15 protein-coding genes are annotated in these 16516 nt (G+C 69.8%); 7 read left to right on the plus strand and 8 right to left on the minus strand.

Annotated features, from left to right (window positions below):
• Positions 1-2231: tetratricopeptide repeat protein (locus ACWGL3_RS04095; protein WP_452460809.1), on the minus strand; the 2231-nt coding region annotated here is incomplete at its 3' end.
• Positions 2228-2593, minus strand: a complete 366-nt coding sequence (locus ACWGL3_RS04100) for a hypothetical protein (RefSeq protein WP_452460810.1) — start codon at positions 2591-2593, stop codon at positions 2228-2230. The genes ACWGL3_RS04095 and ACWGL3_RS04100, both read right to left, overlap by 4 nt.
• A gap of 325 nt (positions 2594-2918) precedes the next feature.
• On the opposite strand from ACWGL3_RS04100, the gene ACWGL3_RS04105 reads away from it, so the two are divergent.
• Positions 2919-3878: a tyrosine-type recombinase/integrase gene (locus tag ACWGL3_RS04105; protein ID WP_452460811.1), complete on the plus strand. Its 960-nt coding sequence runs from the start codon at positions 2919-2921 to the stop codon at positions 3876-3878.
• Positions 3879-4106: 228 nt separating this feature from the next.
• On the opposite strand, the gene ACWGL3_RS04110 is transcribed toward ACWGL3_RS04105, so the two are convergent.
• A complete protein-coding gene (locus ACWGL3_RS04110; RefSeq protein WP_452460812.1) occupies positions 4107-4889 on the minus strand; it encodes a hypothetical protein in 783 nt (260 codons plus the stop codon).
• Positions 4890-5385: 496 nt separating this feature from the next.
• Between ACWGL3_RS04110 and ACWGL3_RS04115 the strand changes: the two genes are divergently transcribed.
• On the plus strand, positions 5386-7821 hold the full coding sequence (locus ACWGL3_RS04115) for a helix-turn-helix domain-containing protein (RefSeq protein ID WP_452460813.1): 2436 nt from the start codon (positions 5386-5388) through the stop codon (positions 7819-7821).
• Positions 7822-7985: 164 nt separating this feature from the next.
• Here ACWGL3_RS04115 and ACWGL3_RS04120 read toward each other — a convergent pair whose 3' ends face one another.
• Positions 7986-8480: an NUDIX domain-containing protein gene (locus ACWGL3_RS04120; RefSeq protein ID WP_452460814.1), complete on the minus strand. Its 495-nt coding sequence runs from the start codon at positions 8478-8480 to the stop codon at positions 7986-7988.
• On the minus strand, positions 8477-9211 hold the full coding sequence (locus tag ACWGL3_RS04125) for a helix-turn-helix domain-containing protein (protein WP_452460815.1): 735 nt from the start codon (positions 9209-9211) through the stop codon (positions 8477-8479). The genes ACWGL3_RS04120 and ACWGL3_RS04125 overlap by 4 nt, the downstream gene beginning before the upstream one ends.
• Before the next feature lie 173 nt (positions 9212-9384).
• Here ACWGL3_RS04125 and ACWGL3_RS04130 point away from each other — a divergent pair, with 173 nt between their 5' ends.
• Together ACWGL3_RS04130 and ACWGL3_RS04135 are read left to right on the plus strand one after the other, a co-directional pair.
• The gene (locus ACWGL3_RS04130) at positions 9385-9624 is read left to right on the plus strand and encodes a hypothetical protein (RefSeq protein WP_452460816.1); all 240 of its coding nucleotides are present in this window, start codon (positions 9385-9387) and stop codon (positions 9622-9624) included.
• Positions 9621-10391: an SAM-dependent methyltransferase gene (locus ACWGL3_RS04135; protein WP_452460817.1), complete on the plus strand. Its 771-nt coding sequence runs from the start codon at positions 9621-9623 to the stop codon at positions 10389-10391. Before ACWGL3_RS04130 ends, ACWGL3_RS04135 begins: the two co-directional genes overlap by 4 nt.
• A 62-nt stretch (positions 10392-10453) precedes the next feature.
• On the opposite strand, the gene ACWGL3_RS04140 is transcribed toward ACWGL3_RS04135, so the two are convergent.
• From ACWGL3_RS04140 to ACWGL3_RS04150, 3 genes are all read right to left on the minus strand, one after another.
• Positions 10454-11575, minus strand: coding sequence for a tetratricopeptide repeat protein (locus tag ACWGL3_RS04140; protein WP_452460818.1), 1122 nt, complete (start codon positions 11573-11575; stop codon positions 10454-10456).
• 151 nt (positions 11576-11726) lie between these two features.
• Positions 11727-12314 (minus strand): hypothetical protein, encoded by a 588-nt coding sequence (locus tag ACWGL3_RS04145; RefSeq protein WP_452460819.1) that lies wholly within the window; start codon positions 12312-12314, stop codon positions 11727-11729.
• Complete coding sequence (locus ACWGL3_RS04150) at positions 12311-13222, minus strand: ParA family protein (RefSeq protein WP_452460820.1); 912 nt, start codon at positions 13220-13222, stop codon at positions 12311-12313. The genes ACWGL3_RS04145 and ACWGL3_RS04150 overlap by 4 nt, the downstream gene beginning before the upstream one ends.
• A gap of 559 nt (positions 13223-13781) precedes the next feature.
• On the opposite strand from ACWGL3_RS04150, the gene ACWGL3_RS04155 reads away from it, so the two are divergent.
• The 3 genes from ACWGL3_RS04155 to ACWGL3_RS04165 all read left to right on the plus strand — a co-directional run bounded on the left by ACWGL3_RS04155 (position 13782) and on the right by ACWGL3_RS04165 (position 16480).
• The gene (locus tag ACWGL3_RS04155; RefSeq protein WP_452460821.1) at positions 13782-14804 is read left to right on the plus strand and encodes a tyrosine-type recombinase/integrase; all 1023 of its coding nucleotides are present in this window, start codon (positions 13782-13784) and stop codon (positions 14802-14804) included.
• 71 nt (positions 14805-14875) lie between these two features.
• A complete protein-coding gene (locus ACWGL3_RS04160; RefSeq protein ID WP_452460822.1) occupies positions 14876-15352 on the plus strand; it encodes a hypothetical protein in 477 nt (158 codons plus the stop codon).
• 207 nt (positions 15353-15559) lie between these two features.
• Positions 15560-16480: a hypothetical protein gene (locus tag ACWGL3_RS04165; RefSeq protein ID WP_452460823.1), complete on the plus strand. Its 921-nt coding sequence runs from the start codon at positions 15560-15562 to the stop codon at positions 16478-16480.
• Positions 16481-16516 lie beyond the last annotated feature (36 nt).

The following is a 16516-nucleotide window of genomic DNA, read 5'->3' on the forward strand; positions in this document are numbered from 1 at the left end:
TGGGCGTCCATGGCTTCCTCGAACCGACCCACCTCTTGTAGCGCCGAGCCGAGGCTGGTCCACGCCGTTGCTTCGTTGTGGGCGTCCCCCATCCAGTGGTAGGCCTCGTGTGCGTGGGTGTGGGCGTCGATCGCCTCCTCGAACCGACCCAGCTCTTGGAACGCCAGGCCGAGGTTGTTCCACGCTCCCGCTTCGCCGTGAGCGTTCTCCATAAGATGGTGGAGGTCGCGTGCGTGGGTGTGGGCGTCCATGGCTTCCTCGAACCTACCCACCTTTTGCAGCGCCACGCCGAGGTTGTTCCACGCCAGCGCCTCACTGTCGGGGTCTCCCACGTGGTGGTGGAGGTCGCGTGCGTGGGTGTGGGCGTCGATCGCCTCCTTGAACCGGCGCGCTCCGGTCAGTGCCAGCCCGAGGTTGTTCCACGCTGTCGCCTCGTTGCGGCCGTTCTCCGACCGGTGAAAGGCGTCACGTGTACGCGTGAGTGCGTCGATGGCCTCCTCGAACCGGCGCATCTCGGCCAACACCAGCCCGAGGTTGCCCCAAGCTCTTGCCTCATTATGAGAATCTCCCACCTGACGATAAATGTCGCGTGCGTGGGTGTGGGCGTCGATCGCCTCCTCAAACCGGCGCATTTCCAGCAAGGCAACGCCGAGTCCACCCCAAGCTGATGCCTCTCCTGATTGATCTCCAATGATGTGCGCAGCGATCTGAGCGGAGCGCGAGAGTTGCTCGCAATCCTCGAAGCGTCGCTTGAGGCTTAGGTACCCGCTCAGATGCAGGGCCAGGGCGATGGCGGTAGCAGTGTGTCCGAGGGTGGGGGCGGCTAGGGCCGCAGTCACCAGAGTGGCGCGCTCGGCGTCCAACCATCCCAGGGCCGTGTCCCGATCGGGAAAGAGATCGGGGACAGGTTGTCCGACCAGGGCCTCCAGGTGGGTGTCGGCCGCTTTGGTGGTGGTGGTGTAGTGGTCCAGCAGCCTGGCCAGCGCCTGGTCGCGTTCGATGGATGGGTGGGGGTGGGTGCGGGCATAGTCAGCGAGCAGGTCATGGGCTCCCCACCGGCCGGGTGCTGGTTGGGTGAGTAGATGCGCGGCCGCCAAATCCTCCAACGCCTCCTCGACCTCATCGAAGGGGAGGTCGGTCAGGGCCGCGGCCGCTGAGGTGCCCAGAGTGGGTCCCGGTGCGGAGGCCACGAGCAGGAACACCCGGGCCTGGTCGGGGGGCAGGTGGGCCAGGGAGGTGTCGAAGACTGCTCGCAGTACCCGCGCCTGCCCGGCGTCACGGTCGGGATCGGTGAGTTTGTCCACTCGGGAGGCGGCGTTCTGTAGCCGGTCGGCCAACCGGTCCGGGGCCAGGTGGGGGTTGCGTTTGAGGTAGGCGGCGGCGATCTCCAACGCCAACGGCAACATCCCACACAAGTGGGCCAACCGGGCCAGTCCCGCATCGTCGTGGGCGCGCGGGTCCTTGGGGGTGTGGGCGCTTAGATCCGAGGTCAGGAGTGCGATGGCCGCTTCGAGACCGAGGATGTCCAGGTCCAGGTGGCGGGCTCCGGTCAGGGAGTGCAGGCCGCCGCGGCTGGTCGCCACCAGGCGGTGCCCGCCGGTGCCGGGCAGCAGGGGGCGCACCTGGGAGGTGGAGTTGGCATTGTCGGCGACCACCAGCACCGGACGATGTCGTTCGTCGGCCTCGGTGAGAGCGGCCAGCGCCGACCGGTAGAAGGAGGTCCGCTCCTGCACCCCCGCCGGGATGTCTTTCGGGTCCGCCCCCGTCTGGCGCAGCAGCACGTCCAGGGCCGCTTCCGCGGTTAGGGGTTGGGCGCCGGAGGCGTAGCCGCGCAGGTCCACGAACAGTTCGGCGCAGAACCACTGCTCGTGGTGGGCGATCGCGCCGGCGGCCAGGGCCAGAGCGGTCTTGCCGACCCCGCCCATCCCGGCCAGAGCGGAGACCACCACCCCACCTGAGACGTTCACTTCTTGCTGTTCCTGGTCGGCCTCCCCAGCGCCTTTAAAGGACCTGGTCTCCGCGGGAGTGGGGGCAAGCTCGGCTAGTAGCTCCTGTAGGTCCTGCGCCCGGCCGGCCAGTGTGGTGGGGGGCGGGGGCAGGGTGTGCAGTGCGGCGGCCACGGGCCGGGGCAGGTGAAGGACCTGCTGGCCGATGACGTCGCCGCCGGCTTTGATCCACCGCTGATCGATGTAGGAGGCGGGGAGGTTTGCGTCCTTCTCGGGGCGGGTCACTGGGGCGGCTCTGTGGGCGGGTGGACCTGTTGGCCGATCACGTCGCCCCCGGCACGGATGCGCCGCAGCCGAATCCGACTCCCGCCCGTGACGGGGGAGGGGCCGACTCGGCCTTTGACCGCTCCCTTGGTCCGGACGCGGTCCAGTTCGATGACGTCACCGTCACCGGTCTCGTGAGGGGCTGGCCACAAAGCCACCATCAGGGTCGCCACGGCCACCGCCAACGACGCGATACCGGCGACCTGGTTGAGCTCGTTCAATCCCCACCCCAGACCAGGGAGCACCCTGGGAGCCAGCCAGAACGCGGCCAGCACTAACGCGATCACGCCCAGGGCCAACACCCAGGCCTTCTTATGTCCCATAGGGCGATTGTTCCGCGTGCGTAGGGGTTACGGCCAGGTGTGGCAGAAAAGGGCCACCCTAGAGAACCGTCCCCTGCTGTCGGTGCTGACTGGGGGCGTGTCGAGGACAGGTGAGCCCAAGACGGCGAATACCCGGGGCGCGGGGTGTCTTCGGTCGGGCGCTCGCACCACCTCAGCAGCGCTTCGCGGAGAGTGCTTCACTTCTGGAAACGAGCATTTCCGGAAGTAGACTGCCGGGGTGACTTCTGGAAACACGACCCCCGGCCCGAAGCAGCCCACCGAAACCACTTCTGGAAACACGCGGACCGGGCGGCCCCGTCGACCCGTGGACCTGCCCGACGATCTGGCGGGCGAGCTCGCCGCCTTCACCGACCGCCTGGCTTCTGCCACCGACCTGGGCGCGGCCACCCGGGACAAGTACCGGCGCAGCGCCGCCGCGTTCCTTCTCTGGCTGGCCCAGGCCCGGCAGGCCGGCGCCCTGGACGGCGACCCTCTCACCGACGCGGCCGCGCGGGACTGGGCGGTGCGCGACTGGCGCCGGCACCTGAAGAACACCCGCACCGCGCGGGGCACCCACCTGGGCGCGGCCACCATCAACAACCGGCTCGCAGCCGTGGACGCGTTCTTCGCCCTGCGCGGCTCAGGCCGCCCGGCGGTGGTGCGTGAACACCTGGCCCGCCCGAGCGCGCCCCGCGCCCTGGACCAGCGCACGCTGTTGCGGTTCCTGCGGACCGTGGCCCGCGACGCTTCGCCCCGCGACCGGGCCATTTGCCACCTGGCCTACTACGCCGGGCTCCGGGTGGCGGAGATCGTCGCCCTGGACGTGGCCGACCTCCGCCTCTCGGCGCGCAAGGGGAGCGTGCGGGTGCGGGGCAAGGGCCGGCTGGGCGGCAAGGACCGCACCGTCCCCCTGCACGCCCAGGTGCGCACCACCCTGGAGGTGCTGCTGGACGGGCTCGGCCGCCCCGCCGCGGGGCCGCTGGTGCGTAACCGCGACGGCCGCGCGCTCTCCACCCGCGCCGCCAACACCGTGGTGACCACCCTGGGGGCCGCCGCGGGGATCGGGCCGGCCGACGACGGCGAGGCGTTCGGGCCGCACGTGCTGCGCCACACCTTCGGCACCGACCTCGTGCGCGGCCGCGGCGAGGTCGCCACCGCACCGGTCGACGTTGTGCTGGTGGCCGAGCTGATGGGCCACGCCGACCTCAACACCACCCGCCGCTACGCCCTGCCCACGGAGGCGGACAAGACCCGTGCCCTGGAGGTGCTCACCACCGACCGGTGAGGTTCAGCTGCGTTTGCGGCTGGTGACACGTTCGTTAACGGCACCCCTTCAACGGCGAGCTAACGCCACTGGCCGTTCGGTTGCTGCTCAAGCCCCGGAGCTCGCTCGGGCGTCCGATTTCCCTAAAAGTCACTCCCATGCGGAGGTGGCCCAGGGAGGGGTGTCGTTAAGGAAATGAAGTCCGGTCCGCTGGCCATGGCCAGCGGGTGCACGCATCACTCACGGGCCCTACTGTCTGGGCGGACAATAGGAATGTTCCCTTTCGTGGCACGGCATGAAATTCAGCCCAAAATCGGGTACGCGAGGGATCGCCACCCAATACTGCTCGGGTTGGCTAGGCGCAACCTCGACGAAAAAGGGCTTGTCACCGTCGCGCAGGATGACTTCGCCCGGTTGGTTCTGGGCGTCGACATACTCTGCCCGGATCTCCCACTTGCAGGATTGGCCATCCACCTGGGCCTCCACTCGGAGTCCGCCTGATGTCGCTCCGCCTCCAACGTTGATGTGCGCATTTTCGAAGAATGGCTTCCCTTTGTTGGGCCCCTCGTCGGTGCTGTAAAAAACCGGATCGTTGTGGTTGAGATTTACAACCACGCCTGAATAGTACTCAGTACCCTGAGGGGGGAGATTGATGACGGTTACGGCCGTCGGATCTTCGCAGGAGACGGGTACGGGGGTCATATCCAGGATGGTCAGCATTGAGGTGCTCTCAGAACGGAGGGTCATGTTGAACACAGCCGTTCCCCATGTGCCCGACCCTTTCTCCCAGGTCCCCCCCAAGGGATTTTCAGGTGTTGACCCGCTGCTATAGGGGATCAGTCTCCCCCCTTTGGGGCGGAAGTAGTCCCAGAGTTCTTCGAAGGGTGTGACCTGGAGTTCTTCGCCTTCTTCGGCTGTCAGGGGCCGGTTCAGGATGATATTGAATGACTCGAAGAACGTGGTGTCGTAGTCGATAAATCCGGTGAACGGAGCAATTTCCTGATTAATGTCCCTCTCTGCTGCCCGTTGCACGCGAAGTCGAGACTCTGCAGACCACCGATCGTAGGCATAGTTTCCCGCGTAGCCGCCCAGAGCAGCGAGGAGGGTCAGTGCGACATAGATCGACCACGCCCGCATGCGAATGCGCCGCGAAGCGCCCCTGCCTTCGGGGAAGTAGCGCTCTTGGAGGACGGCGAAGACCGACAGCTGGCCGGTCCGCGGTTGCGCGTGGGCCGGCGGTTGCCTCCGCCGCCTCTTCGGCGATCGTCGAGAAGGGGGAGTGGAGCCAGCCTTTTGACCAGCAGGGCGCTTCTTTTGTCCACGCTTTCCCATGAGCGCCAGGCCCCTTCCTCGCATGCCACCACGTGCGCGACGGCACACGTGGAGTAAAGGTATCCAGCGTCACTCGCCCGTAGGGGTCGTTGGCCGAAACCGGACTCCCCTTCAGCGGTTGGGTCTTTTCCTAAACAGCACGCACGGAACCGTGAAAGCAACATCCTAAACGATGCGCATCGTTTAGGATGGACCCATGGCACGAGGACAGGGTGTCCCACTCGACGGGACGAAGCTCCGAGCCGCACGCGAGGCCGCCGGGCTCAGCCAGCGCCAGGTCGCCGAGGCGGTCGGCACCCCCCGACAGAAGGTCCTCCGCTACGAGGGCGGCAAGGAACGCCCCGAAGTCGGGCGCCTGGCCGCGCTCGCGGCCGCAGTCGGCGCGACCGTGGCCGACCTGGTCGAGGAGGGCTCCCTGCCGGAGGGTCTGGCGGGGCTGCGGGTGGGCGCCGGCCTCACCCTCGCCGCGGCCGCCACGGCGGTGCGCGCCCACATCCCGGCCGGGTCCGGGATCGCGTGTTCGCGGCCCGTCCTCGCGGACGCCGAGAGGGGCGTGCTCCCGCCGACGTGGGTGCCGCCCCCGGCGGCCGGGGCGGTCCGCAACGCGCTCGGCGTGGCCTACGGCGCCCAGGTCGAGGAGGTCGCGGCCGCCTGGGCACAGAGCTTCGGCGCGGCGGCCGCCGACCAGGCCCCGGAGGGGGCCGGTTCCATAAACGGCACCCCCGGCGAGGGGCTTGCCGAAACCGCACCCCCCACCCCGGCGCGGGTCGGCGCCGGTGGGAAGTGGAAGCCGCTGTCGGCGTGGCTGTGGGAGCGCCTGGTCCAGGTCGCGGCCGCCGGACCGGGCGGGGCCGACGACGAGTGGACCGGCGGCGCCCGCTGGCAGGAACACCTGGCCACCCGGGAACGAGCCCGGGGCACGACCGGGCGCGGCTACGTCGACGACGACACGCACGGCCGGTACTGGCTCACCGAGACCGGGCGCGCACACATCCTCGCCCACCGCGGCGACTACGCGACCCTGTACCCGCAGGTCCGCCAACCGCGTGCGGTGCGGGAGATGGGCGCCGACACCCTGCTGCGCGTCGAGGACCCCGACGCCTACACCGCCCGCCAGGTCTGGGGAAGCGCCCGTCCCGCCTCCCAGCACTGGACCATCCGCGCCCGGGTGCGAGTGCTCTCCGGCGGGATCATCGACGCCGCCGCCCACGGGGTCGAGGGGTACGCCCCCGCGGTGCGCTGGGGGCGCGACGACGCCAGCGGCGGCGTCCGGGCGCCCCGGGTGGACGAGGTCGTCGAGGTCACCGAGTGGACCTCGCCGTGGCGGTCCATGCCGGAGGCGGCCCCGAACCTGCCCGGCGCCCGCCCCCAGCCGCCCGCCGGCGGCGCGGTCGAGCTGCCCTTCGACGGCGACGTCCCCGAGCACGAGGAGCCGCCCGCTCCCGCCCGAGAGGAGGGGGTGCGCCTGGAGCTGCTCACCCCAGCGCAGGCGGACGCCTACGACTTGGGCACGGCCCGCATGTACCGGGTGTACCAGGACGACCGCCTGGTCGGGTTCGTGTGGCGGGGCGACATCGATCCGCACCTGTGGTGCGCGGCAGAAGCGGCCGCCGACGGCTCCCTCGGCGCGGTCGCGGTCCTGGCCCCGCGCGGGGAGCGCACCCGCCGGGGCGCGGTGACGCACCTGCTCGACCCGAACGCCGCCTACATCCGCGGTCCCGCCCCCGAGGCCGTGCCCGCCGAGCCGGTGGAGGTCGTGCTCTCCCGGTCCGCGATCGTCGTCGACGGCCGCGAGTACGTGCACTACCGTGTGCGCGTGGACGGCGAGCACGTGGGCGACGTCCTCGACCGCGCCGAGTGGGACCTCCACACCGGGTGGGCGTTCCGGGCCCGCCTCGACGCCGCCGACCTGGGACGGCTGTCCCCGGCCGAGCAGGCCGCCCCCGACGCGCTCTCGGCCCAGCCGAACCTGGCCGACGCGGTGCCCGAGCTGCTCGCCGCCCACCACGGGCGCCCGCTGGACATCGCCTCCCTGACCGGGGAGCGCACCGACCTGGGCATCCGGGAGCGCGACATGGAGCGCTGGGAGCTGCGCCGCGGCCGGGTGCCGGGCAGGGAGGACGTGTGCGTGCGCGCGACCTGCTGGGGGTGGCTCCAGCGCACCGAGGACGGCGGCTTCACCGCCCACACCACCGCCGGGCCCGTGCCGGACTCGCTCTCGCCCACCCGCGAGGACGCCGTCGCCGCGCTGTGGGCGCATCTGTGGTCGCCGCTCCCGCCGCCGGCCCTGGGGGAGCAGGCCCGGGCCCGGCGCCGCCTGCGCGGCCGGGCCACCACCCGGCCGCTGTGCCCCTACACCGAGGCCGAGTTGGCGCGCGTGTCCGTGACCGAGGACCCGTCCTCGGAGAAGGGGGCCCGCCTGTACCGGGTCCAGGGCCCCGACGGGGCGGTGCTGGGGTTCCTGTGGCAGGCCGGGCGGGGATGGCGCCGGTGCGCGCCCACCCCGGCAGGGGCCGTGCCCGACCCGCTCCCGGTCGCGCCCGCCGCCCCCACCCGCGCCGCGGCGCTGGAGCGGCTCCTGGCCCAGCCCGGGCCGATGTGGGGGAACTCGGACGACGCCATCGTCCACTGACCAGCACTGATACGAAGGGCACGTGTGTTCTTACCTGGCGTCGCATATCACCCATAAAGACCAAAAGTGGCTACACGGGGCGGAAAGAGGCGAATACCGACCACTCGATCACCGGCCTCACCAGAACCGCCCCCCAAGGAGGGGCGGGCGGCCTTTCGTGTTTCTCAGGCGATGTAGGGCGCCCCGCCCGACAGGCCGTGCTCCACCCGCTGCCGCAGCGCCGGCGCCATCGGCAGCTCCGCCAGTTCCTCCGGCGCCACCCACCGCACCTGGATCGCCTCGTCGGGCGCCGGCGCCAGGTCGCCGCCGACCACGCGGCCGCGGCAGCAGATATTGATGGGCTGACGCGCCTCGTCCAGCCGGTCGCCGTGCCAGTAGGCGATCACGTGGTCCGGCGTCGAGAAGACCCCGACCAGGCCGACGATCTCGACCTCGAGTCCGGTCTCCTCCCGGCACTCGCGCACCGCGGCTTGCCCCACGGACTCGCCCTTCTTCACCGCGCCCGTGGGGATCGTCCACAGGTGGTTGTCGGTGCGCTGGAGCACTAGCACCCGCCCGCCCTCGTCCTGGACGAACACGCTGGCGGACGTCTTCCGGCTCGTTGGCGCGGGCGCGTCGGGGTCGCGCCAGTGGTCCACACGGCGGGTGGCGCGGCTCACGGTTCCTCCCGGGGCATCGGTCGCGCCGAAGCCCATACCCGCTCGTAGGACTCCACATACGTGTGGAAGTACGCGCCGTCCATGCGCCGCAGGTGCATCACCGGCGTGAAGGCGGCGAGCAGCCCGTAGGCGTGCACGTTGAGGATCATGTCGTCGTCGAACCGGTAGATGCTGTTGTACAGCGGCGTGTCGTGGAGGCGGATCTCCACCTGCGGGGGCATGTGCTGGCGGTAGTAGGACATCACCGAGGTCACCCGGCCGGTGACGCCGCCGCTGATCTGGTGCTCCTGGTCGCGGGCGGGGAGCTGCACGCCGTCGGGGTCGCCCAGCAGCAGCCGCACCCGCACACCCGCTTCGGCCTTGGCGACCAGGGTGGGCAGCCACTCGGGGTGCTCCTCGGTCAGGAACAGCCCGGCGTAGGCCAGCAGGCAAATGTCGCGTTCGGCGCCCCGGACCAGCTCCATCCACAGGTGTCGGGGCACCTCCGCCCGCCGCGGCCACGTGCCCACCAGCTCCGCTCCCCGCAGGGAGGCCTGGTCCACGGACTCGGGCCACAGGTAGGAGTCGTCCTCCTGCAGGACCGCAGCCACCCGGTGGCGGGTGCGCGCGTAGGGGGTCGACCCGCCGATCCAGCGTTCGACGCTCTTGGCGGACACCTCGACGGCGGCCGCCAGGGAGGCGGGTTCCAGTCCGGCGCGGTGCATCGCTCGGCGCAGTCGTTCGTTGGCCATGCGGCCATCGTAGGACCACGGACGACACACATGGACACGAACCGGACATGAAGATGTCGGAAGATGTCTCACCGTGTCGATGTGCTGTCCGAGCTGCGCTGAGACTGTGGATCACGGAGCAGCCGACGGCCCGAGCGGGCCCGATCTCACCGTAACGGGGGGACACGGACAGCATGAGCGAGATGATCAGAACGGGCCCGGAACTGGAGCGCCTGCGGGAGACCTACGGGGAGCAGTGGCGCATCTGGCGCAGCCGCCTGGGCACGTACTGGATGGCGACCCGCCGCATTCACGACAACACCGCCCCCACCCTGATGGAGGACTCCGCCGCCGACCTGGAGGCCAAGCTCCAAAACCCCGGCACCTGGGGCGACCGCGCCTACGGCCAAGGCGTTAAGGAGTCGGGAGGATGATCCCGTTCCCGCCCCCGCTCCCCGCCGTCAGCCTGGACCGGATCATCAACTACCTGGCCGGGGGCAAGGACCACTTCCGCGAGGACGTGGCGGTGGCGCACCGGATGCTCGACGTCGACCCGTACCTGCTCGACCGCGTCGCCGACATCGGCGCCTTCGCCACCCAGGCCGTGACCGCGTTCGCCGCCCAGGGCATCGCCCAGATGCTCGTGCTCAAGTGCGGCCTGCCCGAGCTCACCCGCCCCCAGCTCCATGACCGGCTCGCCGCCGCCGTCGACGGGCCGGCCCGGGCGATCTACCTCGACGACGACCTCCAGGCCCTCGTGCACGCCCGCGCGTACTGGCAGGCCATCAGCGGCGTCACCGTCCTGGACGCCAACCTGACCCACCCCGGCCGCTTCCTCGCCGACCCGCGCCTGGCCGCCGGGCTGGACCCGCACGAGCCGGTCGGCGTACTCGCCTGCCACGCCCTGGAACACCTGGACGACGGCCAGCTCGAAGCGTTGTGCTCTGGCCTGGCCGACTACCTCCCGGCGGGCAGCCGGATGGCGCTGGCCCACCCCACCGGCCCGGACGCGGGACGCTCCGCCGAGGTGTGCACCCACGCCCTGGCCGACCACGGCGGCCGCGGCCGCCCGTGCGCCCGTTCCCCCGACCTGGTGGAACACCTTCTGGTCGGATGGCAGCTCACCGAGCCGCTGACCTTGTGCCGGGCGGCCCGGGCCGCGTCGGCGGGCCTGGTGACCGGATGGGCCGCCCTCAAGTAGGCGAAGACAGCGGTGCCCCGCCCGGCTGCGCGCCGGACGGGGCACCGCCGTGAGAGGTGCCATCACCCGCGTTCCTCCACCTCTCGGATGCTGGCCTGGACCTGGTCCACCCGCAGCCGGTACCCCATCTCCTCGTAGACCTCCAGCGCCCGCCGGTAGGCGGCCAGAGCCTCCTCCCACTCCCCGCGCGCGGCGTGCACCTCGCCCAGGGTGTCGAAGGCCGCCGCCACCGTGTTGGGGTCGTCCAGTCGCTCGGCCAGCGCCACCGCGCGTTCCGCCGGCGACAGCGCCTCCTCCGCACGGCCGGACTCGGCCAGGCTCCACGCGCGGCCGTTGGTCGCCGCGGCCTCCAGGGCGCTGCCGGTGCCATCGTGGTAGGCCAGCACCACTCCGTACTGGCGCAGCGCCGCCTCATGGTCCCCGTTCCATGCGAGCGCCGCCCCTAGGTGGTGGGCGGCGCGGGCGGCGTGCTTGGGCCCCACCCGAGTGGCGACCCTGACGGCCTCCTGGCCGTGTTCGACGGCCCGCTCGTGCTCGCCGCGGCGGCGGTGTGCGGTCGAGAGCACCAGCAGCCGGTCGTACTCCGCGCGCTCGTCGCCCAGGGCGCGGGCGGCGGTCAGTCCCAGGACGGCGATCTCCTCCTCCTGCTCCGCGTGCGGGCCGCGCGGGGTGCGCGTGTCCAGGGTCTGGGCCAGGCGCAGAGACTGGGCGGGGTCATTGTCACGGTAGGCGGCGCTGATGGCGGCCACGATCTCGGTGTGGTGTTCGTCCAGCCACGCTTCCGCGGCCGCCGCAGAGGCGAACGCGGGCGCGGGACGACCGTTGAGCACGCTCTCGGCCGAGGCCGCGGTGCGGGCCAGCGCCTCGCGCAGGTACCAGGCCGGCGACGGGTCGTGGCGCTCGGCCGGGACGAAGCCGCGGAAGTGCCACACCGCCCGGTCGTCGGGGACGGGGCTGTAGCAGGCGCGGGGGTTGACGTCCTCGGTCTCTTCGTCGCGCCGGGGCAGGTCCCGGCCGTCGGGCACGGTCAGCATCGTGCCCAGCTCCTCCACGGGCTGCGCCAAGTCCTCGGTGGTGTAGATGCCGTCCAGCGTCGTGCCCGCGAGGCAGGCGGGACCGCCGACCAAGCGGACCGAGACGTAGTCGCGCTCGACGGTGGTGGGGGGTGTGGTGTGCTCGCTCATGCCTTTGAGCCTGCCACCCGAGGCCGACACGCGAGGGGCGATTCCGAAGACTTCCCTCCCCTGCCCGAGGGCGGAGCCGGTTTTCGTGCGAGGAGGTTCGCTACGTTGACGCCGTGGGGGGCACGAGGCACGCTCATGCCCCCCGTAGGGCTCATGAAGCGCTCTTGCGGGCCTTCGTGCCGTACCGAGCTTCCAGTGCAACTGAAACGAGTTCACTGCGTGAGTTGGCCTCGAACTTCTCCACAAGGCCGTCGATGATCTCGAGTTCAGGCAGCGTTGCTTGGAGGGTCCAGAGCTTCCTGTGTTGCCCGGTTGTGGCGCGACCTCCGCCACGACGCTCGGGGAACAGGGAGTCCTTGGGACGCTTACGGGGGCCGACTTGCCGCTGGGCGATGAGCTTGCCGAGTTGACCTCGTCGGTGCCAGTGGTCGATGGCATCCAAACCAAGATCTGCGTTGGTCTTGTGTGTGGAACGTCGAAGCTTGGTCAGCTTTCGTGCCACATCGGGAAGCAGGTACACAGCTACAGGAAAGGCGTCATCACGCTCTGATGGCGGCGCAGAGTCCTCCCATGAGCCATCCGCTTCCGTGAGATCGATGTCGTCATCGTAGGTGTCGTTTTCGACTTCGGGCTCAGTGTATGAGGGTTCTTTTGGTGGTGCAGTCGGCCCTGTCCTCTTGGCTAGCTTTCCGATTCCACCGGCGGCCGCAGGACCGAACTGCTGGGAAAGATCGCTCATGCCGCAGCCTCCTCGTAGCTCATGATGATCTCCACCATCTCCACGCAGATCTGGCTGTAATCAGAGGATATATTGGTCGCAGTTCCGGGGATTTGCTTGGTGGCATCCTTTCCACCGGAGCGCAATGCTTGCCACCAGGCGGGTTGGTCTGCTGCTTCCTTTTCCAGCTCGTGAGCTAGCTTTCCTTGGGATCGCATCGCTCTTGCGAGAGCTTCAGAGTGGCCAACGAAGGACTTGAAGAGGGGCGAGTTCCCGCCGAAGGCTTCCTCGATCTCCGCGTAGGTCTCGGAGTGGATCTTGGTGGATGTGCGCCCGGTGGCGAAGAGGACGGCTCCCATGAGCATGATCTCAGGGTTGATCTCACGTGCGGGGACGAAGTGACTCGCCACACGCCTCATTCCGCGAATGCTGGCTGTATCGGTCTTAGTGGGGATCAGAAGCCACCTTGCTGCTGCCAGCCCAAGGTCCAGCATGATCAGGTTCTCGGGCGGGGTGTCCACAAGGATAATGTCGAACTTCCCCGCGACAGGCTCAAGCGACTTCCTGAGAGCGAGGTTCGCATTGGCTCCATGCTTTATCCTGCGGCTAGCTACAAGCTGAGGTATGTCCTCTAGTTGTTCACCGCCTGAGGCAAGCCACAGGTTATCCCTTTCCGGAACAAGCTGAGGTACGATCGGGCGCCCCATCGTGATTGCCTCGAAAAGCGCTTCTCCCTCATCGTTGATGGGGTCTTCTGCGCAACCGAAGTCAATAACTGCGTTTCCCTGGTTGTTAAGGTCTACTACCAAAACCTTGTAACCGTTGAGTGCGAACTGACCCGCGCAGTTACTTGTGGTAGAGGTTTTTCCAACCCCACCCTTGTCGTTTGCAAGTAGGATGACGCGCCCCATTGGGTCCTCTTCTGACATTGCTCTTACCTCCTTTGTCCTGTCCATCCTTGAACACCTGTGCTGCCGATCATCTCATGAGTCCAGCCCAAGGTCATGCATCTCAGCTACGTCCTCCTCCTGCGGGGATGGAGACCTGCCCGTCAGGAGGCCGTGCAATCGTTGCCTGGTTCAATCCTCCATTGAGCTATTGGTCTATCGATCACTTAAGCAGGCTGCAACGAGTTCTAGTTTTGTTCCCACGGTTCAACGGAGAGCCGCTGGGGCTATCGAGGGCCAACTTTTCGCCCTCCTCAGGGGGACGGAGAGGCTGTTTGCCTTTGAGGTGTCCCCTCGAGCCACAACCCCCCTCTTGCTCCCCGCCCATCCAGGGACTTCGCGTTTGGCGCTCTGTGTGGATCTGAGAGCCTCGATTTTTCGGGGGTGGTCTGACCTGCACCGGGACGCGGGCCGCCCCGGGGGTGAGGAGGTTTCCTCCAGGATTTAGCGGCAGAACCCCCAGTCCGGCGCGCTTCCGGCGGCGCCTTGGTTTTCGATAACGTCAGTTGTCACAAACCAGTCCGACCCCGAGGTTGCCCCCGTGCCCGATGGCGAGATCGTCCCCTCCTCCCCCACTCCGCCCGCCGTGCCGGGGCCGGTGGACCAGGACGCGCTCACCCCGGCCGCGGCCGCCCGGGTCGCCGACGGCTGGGCCGCCAACACCCAGCGGGCCGTCGCGCGCGACTGGACCCGCTTCACCGCCTGGTGCGCCGCCCACGGCCGGACCCCGCTCCCTGCGACCGGGGCGACGCTGGCGAACTACGTCACCCACCTGCTCGAGGACCGGCCGGCGCCGGCCACCGTCGAGCGGGCGATCGGGATCGTGCAGACCTACCACCGGGCCGTCGACCTGGCGGTGAACGGCCGCCCGGCCCGGATGGCGCTGCGCTCCTACCGCCGCGAGTGGACGGCGGCCGGCGGGCGGGTCCGCCGGGCCGCCGCCGTGGACGTCGACCAGCTCCGCGCGATGCTCGACGCCGCCGACGAGGGGCTGCCCGGCCTGCGCGACCGCACCCTGGTCCTGCTGGGGTTCACCATGATGGCCCGCCGCTCGGAGCTGGCCCGCCTCGACATCGGGGACGTGCGCCTGGTCCCCGACGGCCTGGAGGTCTTCGTCGCCACCTCCAAGACCGACAAGGACTCGGCCGGCGCCACCGTACGCATCCCCTACGGCACCCTCGCCCAGACCTGCGCGGTGCGCACCACCGCCGACTGGATCGGGACCCTGGCCGAGCACGGCCTCACCGCGGGGCCGCTGCTGCGCGGCGTCGACCGGTACGGGCGCCTGGCCGGAACACCGGGGGCGACCCTGCGCGGCACCGGGCGCATGAGCGGGGCGGGCATCAACCTCGTCGTCCAGCGCCTGGCCGCGGCCGCCGGCCTGGAGGGCGTGACCGCGCACTCGCTGCGGGCCGGGTCGGCCACCGCCTCGGCGATGGCGGGCGTTCCCCGCGCCCAGATCGCCCGCCAGGGGCGGTGGGAGCCGACCTCCACCGCGGTGGACGCCTACATCCGCCCGGCCGAGGACTGGCGCGACAACCCGATGCGCCAGGTGGGGCTGTAGCAAACGGGGCATTCCCTCCCAGTTTCGGGATTCGCGTCCACGGCAGGCACCGGCCTCCCTACCATCGCCTCGTGCTGAACACCCTCGAAATCCGCCGCCTCGGCGCGGCTGCGACGCTCGCCCTCGCGCTGGCCCTGACCGGCTGCGTGAACACCCCCGCCGAACACGGTGATCGCCTGGCCCGGTCGGCGGGCACCGCCTCGATCACCATCGTCATGCCGCTGGGCCTGTGGGAGCAGACCCAACCCACCTACAGCGGGAGCGAACTGCGCACCCTGGAACCGGCCCCGATGGGCGGAGAGCAGGGGGAGCGCGGCCTGGTCCGGGTGAACCTCACCGGTACCCAGCTCTCGGAGTACCTGGACTACCTCGACCATGACGCGCATGCATCGGCCTTCTACGCGATACCCGCCGAAGACCAGGCGGCGGCCGCACGGGTCTACACCGCGATCTCCGAGGTCGTGGACCAGATCACCCCACGCACGGGCGAGGACGAACCCGCACCCGAGGTGATCATCGACGACACCGTGGGCGAACAGGAGAAGTAACCGGCGCCCCAGGCGGGGCTGTAGCGGCATCCGGGTGGACGAGTTCAGGGGGCTTTCCTTGAACTCGTCCACCCGGCGACGTTTCCGCAGATCAGCCACACGGGGCGTGGCGGACTACCTCAGCATCCTCGAAAACGGCTTGCACTGTCAGCTTTTTGCTGACAGTCTTGTGTCAGCAAAAAGCTGACGTCGATATGGAGGATGCTCATGGAGTGGAAGGGCGCCGGCCCCGCAGCCGGGCACACCGCCACCGTCTTCGCCCACCCGCGCGAAGGCAACCCTGTTCCCTGGACCCCCGACATGGGGACGAGCGGCTTCATCTGGACCGCCACCTGCACCTGCGGGAGGTGGACCAGCGGCGACCACTACCACCCGCCCGAGAAGGCCCTCGTGCACATGTGGGACGAGCACCTGCACAGGGAAGTCCCCGAGCTGCGCCTGTACGAGATCGCCGCTGAATCCGACGACCGCGGCCCCCTCACCGCCGAGGTGCGCCTGCTGCGCAGCCAGGGCGTGAGCTGGGAGCGCATCGCCACCGCCATCGGCATCACCCGACAGAGCGCCCACAAGCGCTGGCGCCACATCGAGGCCGAGTTGGTCGCGATAGTCAAGGACGGTCCGGCGGCCGACCTGGCCCGCCTGCGCGGCGCCCTGGCCCACCTCGCCGCGGTGGTCGACGTCCACGACGACGTCCGCCCCGAGATCCAGGCCCTCTACGGGATCGTCAACGCAGGCGAATTCCTGGTCGAGGCCCTGGCCCGCACCCCCGAGGACGCCTGGATGGCACACCATGACCTGGCCAACGCGGGCGAGGCCCTGGAGGACGCCGTGAGCCTGACTTACCGCCAGGCCGCCCGCACCTCCCGCGAGGGCACCATCACTGTGGACCTCAACCGGGTCCTGGCCGAGGGCGGCCGGATCGAGCTGGTGCTGGAGGACGCCGACCGCGCCCCCGAGGAGGGCCCGGTCTACTTCGCCATGGCCCGGGCCTACGACGTCAACGACACCCACATCGCCGCCGGGGAAGGGGCCACCGTTTCCGGTGCGCTGGCCACCCTCACCCCGCGGAGTGCTCCCGCCGCCGTCTCGGCCGACGACATCCCCGCCCCCCACGACCCCCCGTTCTAACGAGACTGCCCGCCCTGCTCCGATCATCCAGGAGGA

It is taken from the genome of Nocardiopsis sp. NPDC055824 (assembly GCF_053616335.1).

Bases quoted from the DNA above. Each gene is read 5' to 3' on its own strand.
- ACWGL3_RS04130 (WP_452460816.1), top strand. From the start codon at position 9,385: ATGAGCGAGATGATCAGAACGGGCCCGGAACTGGAGCGCCTGCGGGAG.
- ACWGL3_RS04150 (WP_452460820.1), bottom strand. From the start codon at position 13,222: ATGTCAGAAGAGGACCCAATGGGGCGCGTCATCCTACTTGCAAACGAC.
- ACWGL3_RS04100 (WP_452460810.1), bottom strand. From the start codon at position 2,593: ATGGGACATAAGAAGGCCTGGGTGTTGGCCCTGGGCGTGATCGCGTTA.
- ACWGL3_RS04140 (WP_452460818.1), bottom strand. From the start codon at position 11,575: ATGAGCGAGCACACCACACCCCCCACCACCGTCGAGCGCGACTACGTC.
- ACWGL3_RS04135 (WP_452460817.1), top strand. From the start codon at position 9,621: ATGATCCCGTTCCCGCCCCCGCTCCCCGCCGTCAGCCTGGACCGGATC.
- ACWGL3_RS04165 (WP_452460823.1), top strand. From the start codon at position 15,560: ATGGAGTGGAAGGGCGCCGGCCCCGCAGCCGGGCACACCGCCACCGTC.
- ACWGL3_RS04125 (WP_452460815.1), bottom strand. From the start codon at position 9,211: ATGGCCAACGAACGACTGCGCCGAGCGATGCACCGCGCCGGACTGGAA.
- ACWGL3_RS04115 (WP_452460813.1), top strand. From the start codon at position 5,386: ATGGCACGAGGACAGGGTGTCCCACTCGACGGGACGAAGCTCCGAGCC.
- ACWGL3_RS04145 (WP_452460819.1), bottom strand. From the start codon at position 12,314: ATGAGCGATCTTTCCCAGCAGTTCGGTCCTGCGGCCGCCGGTGGAATC.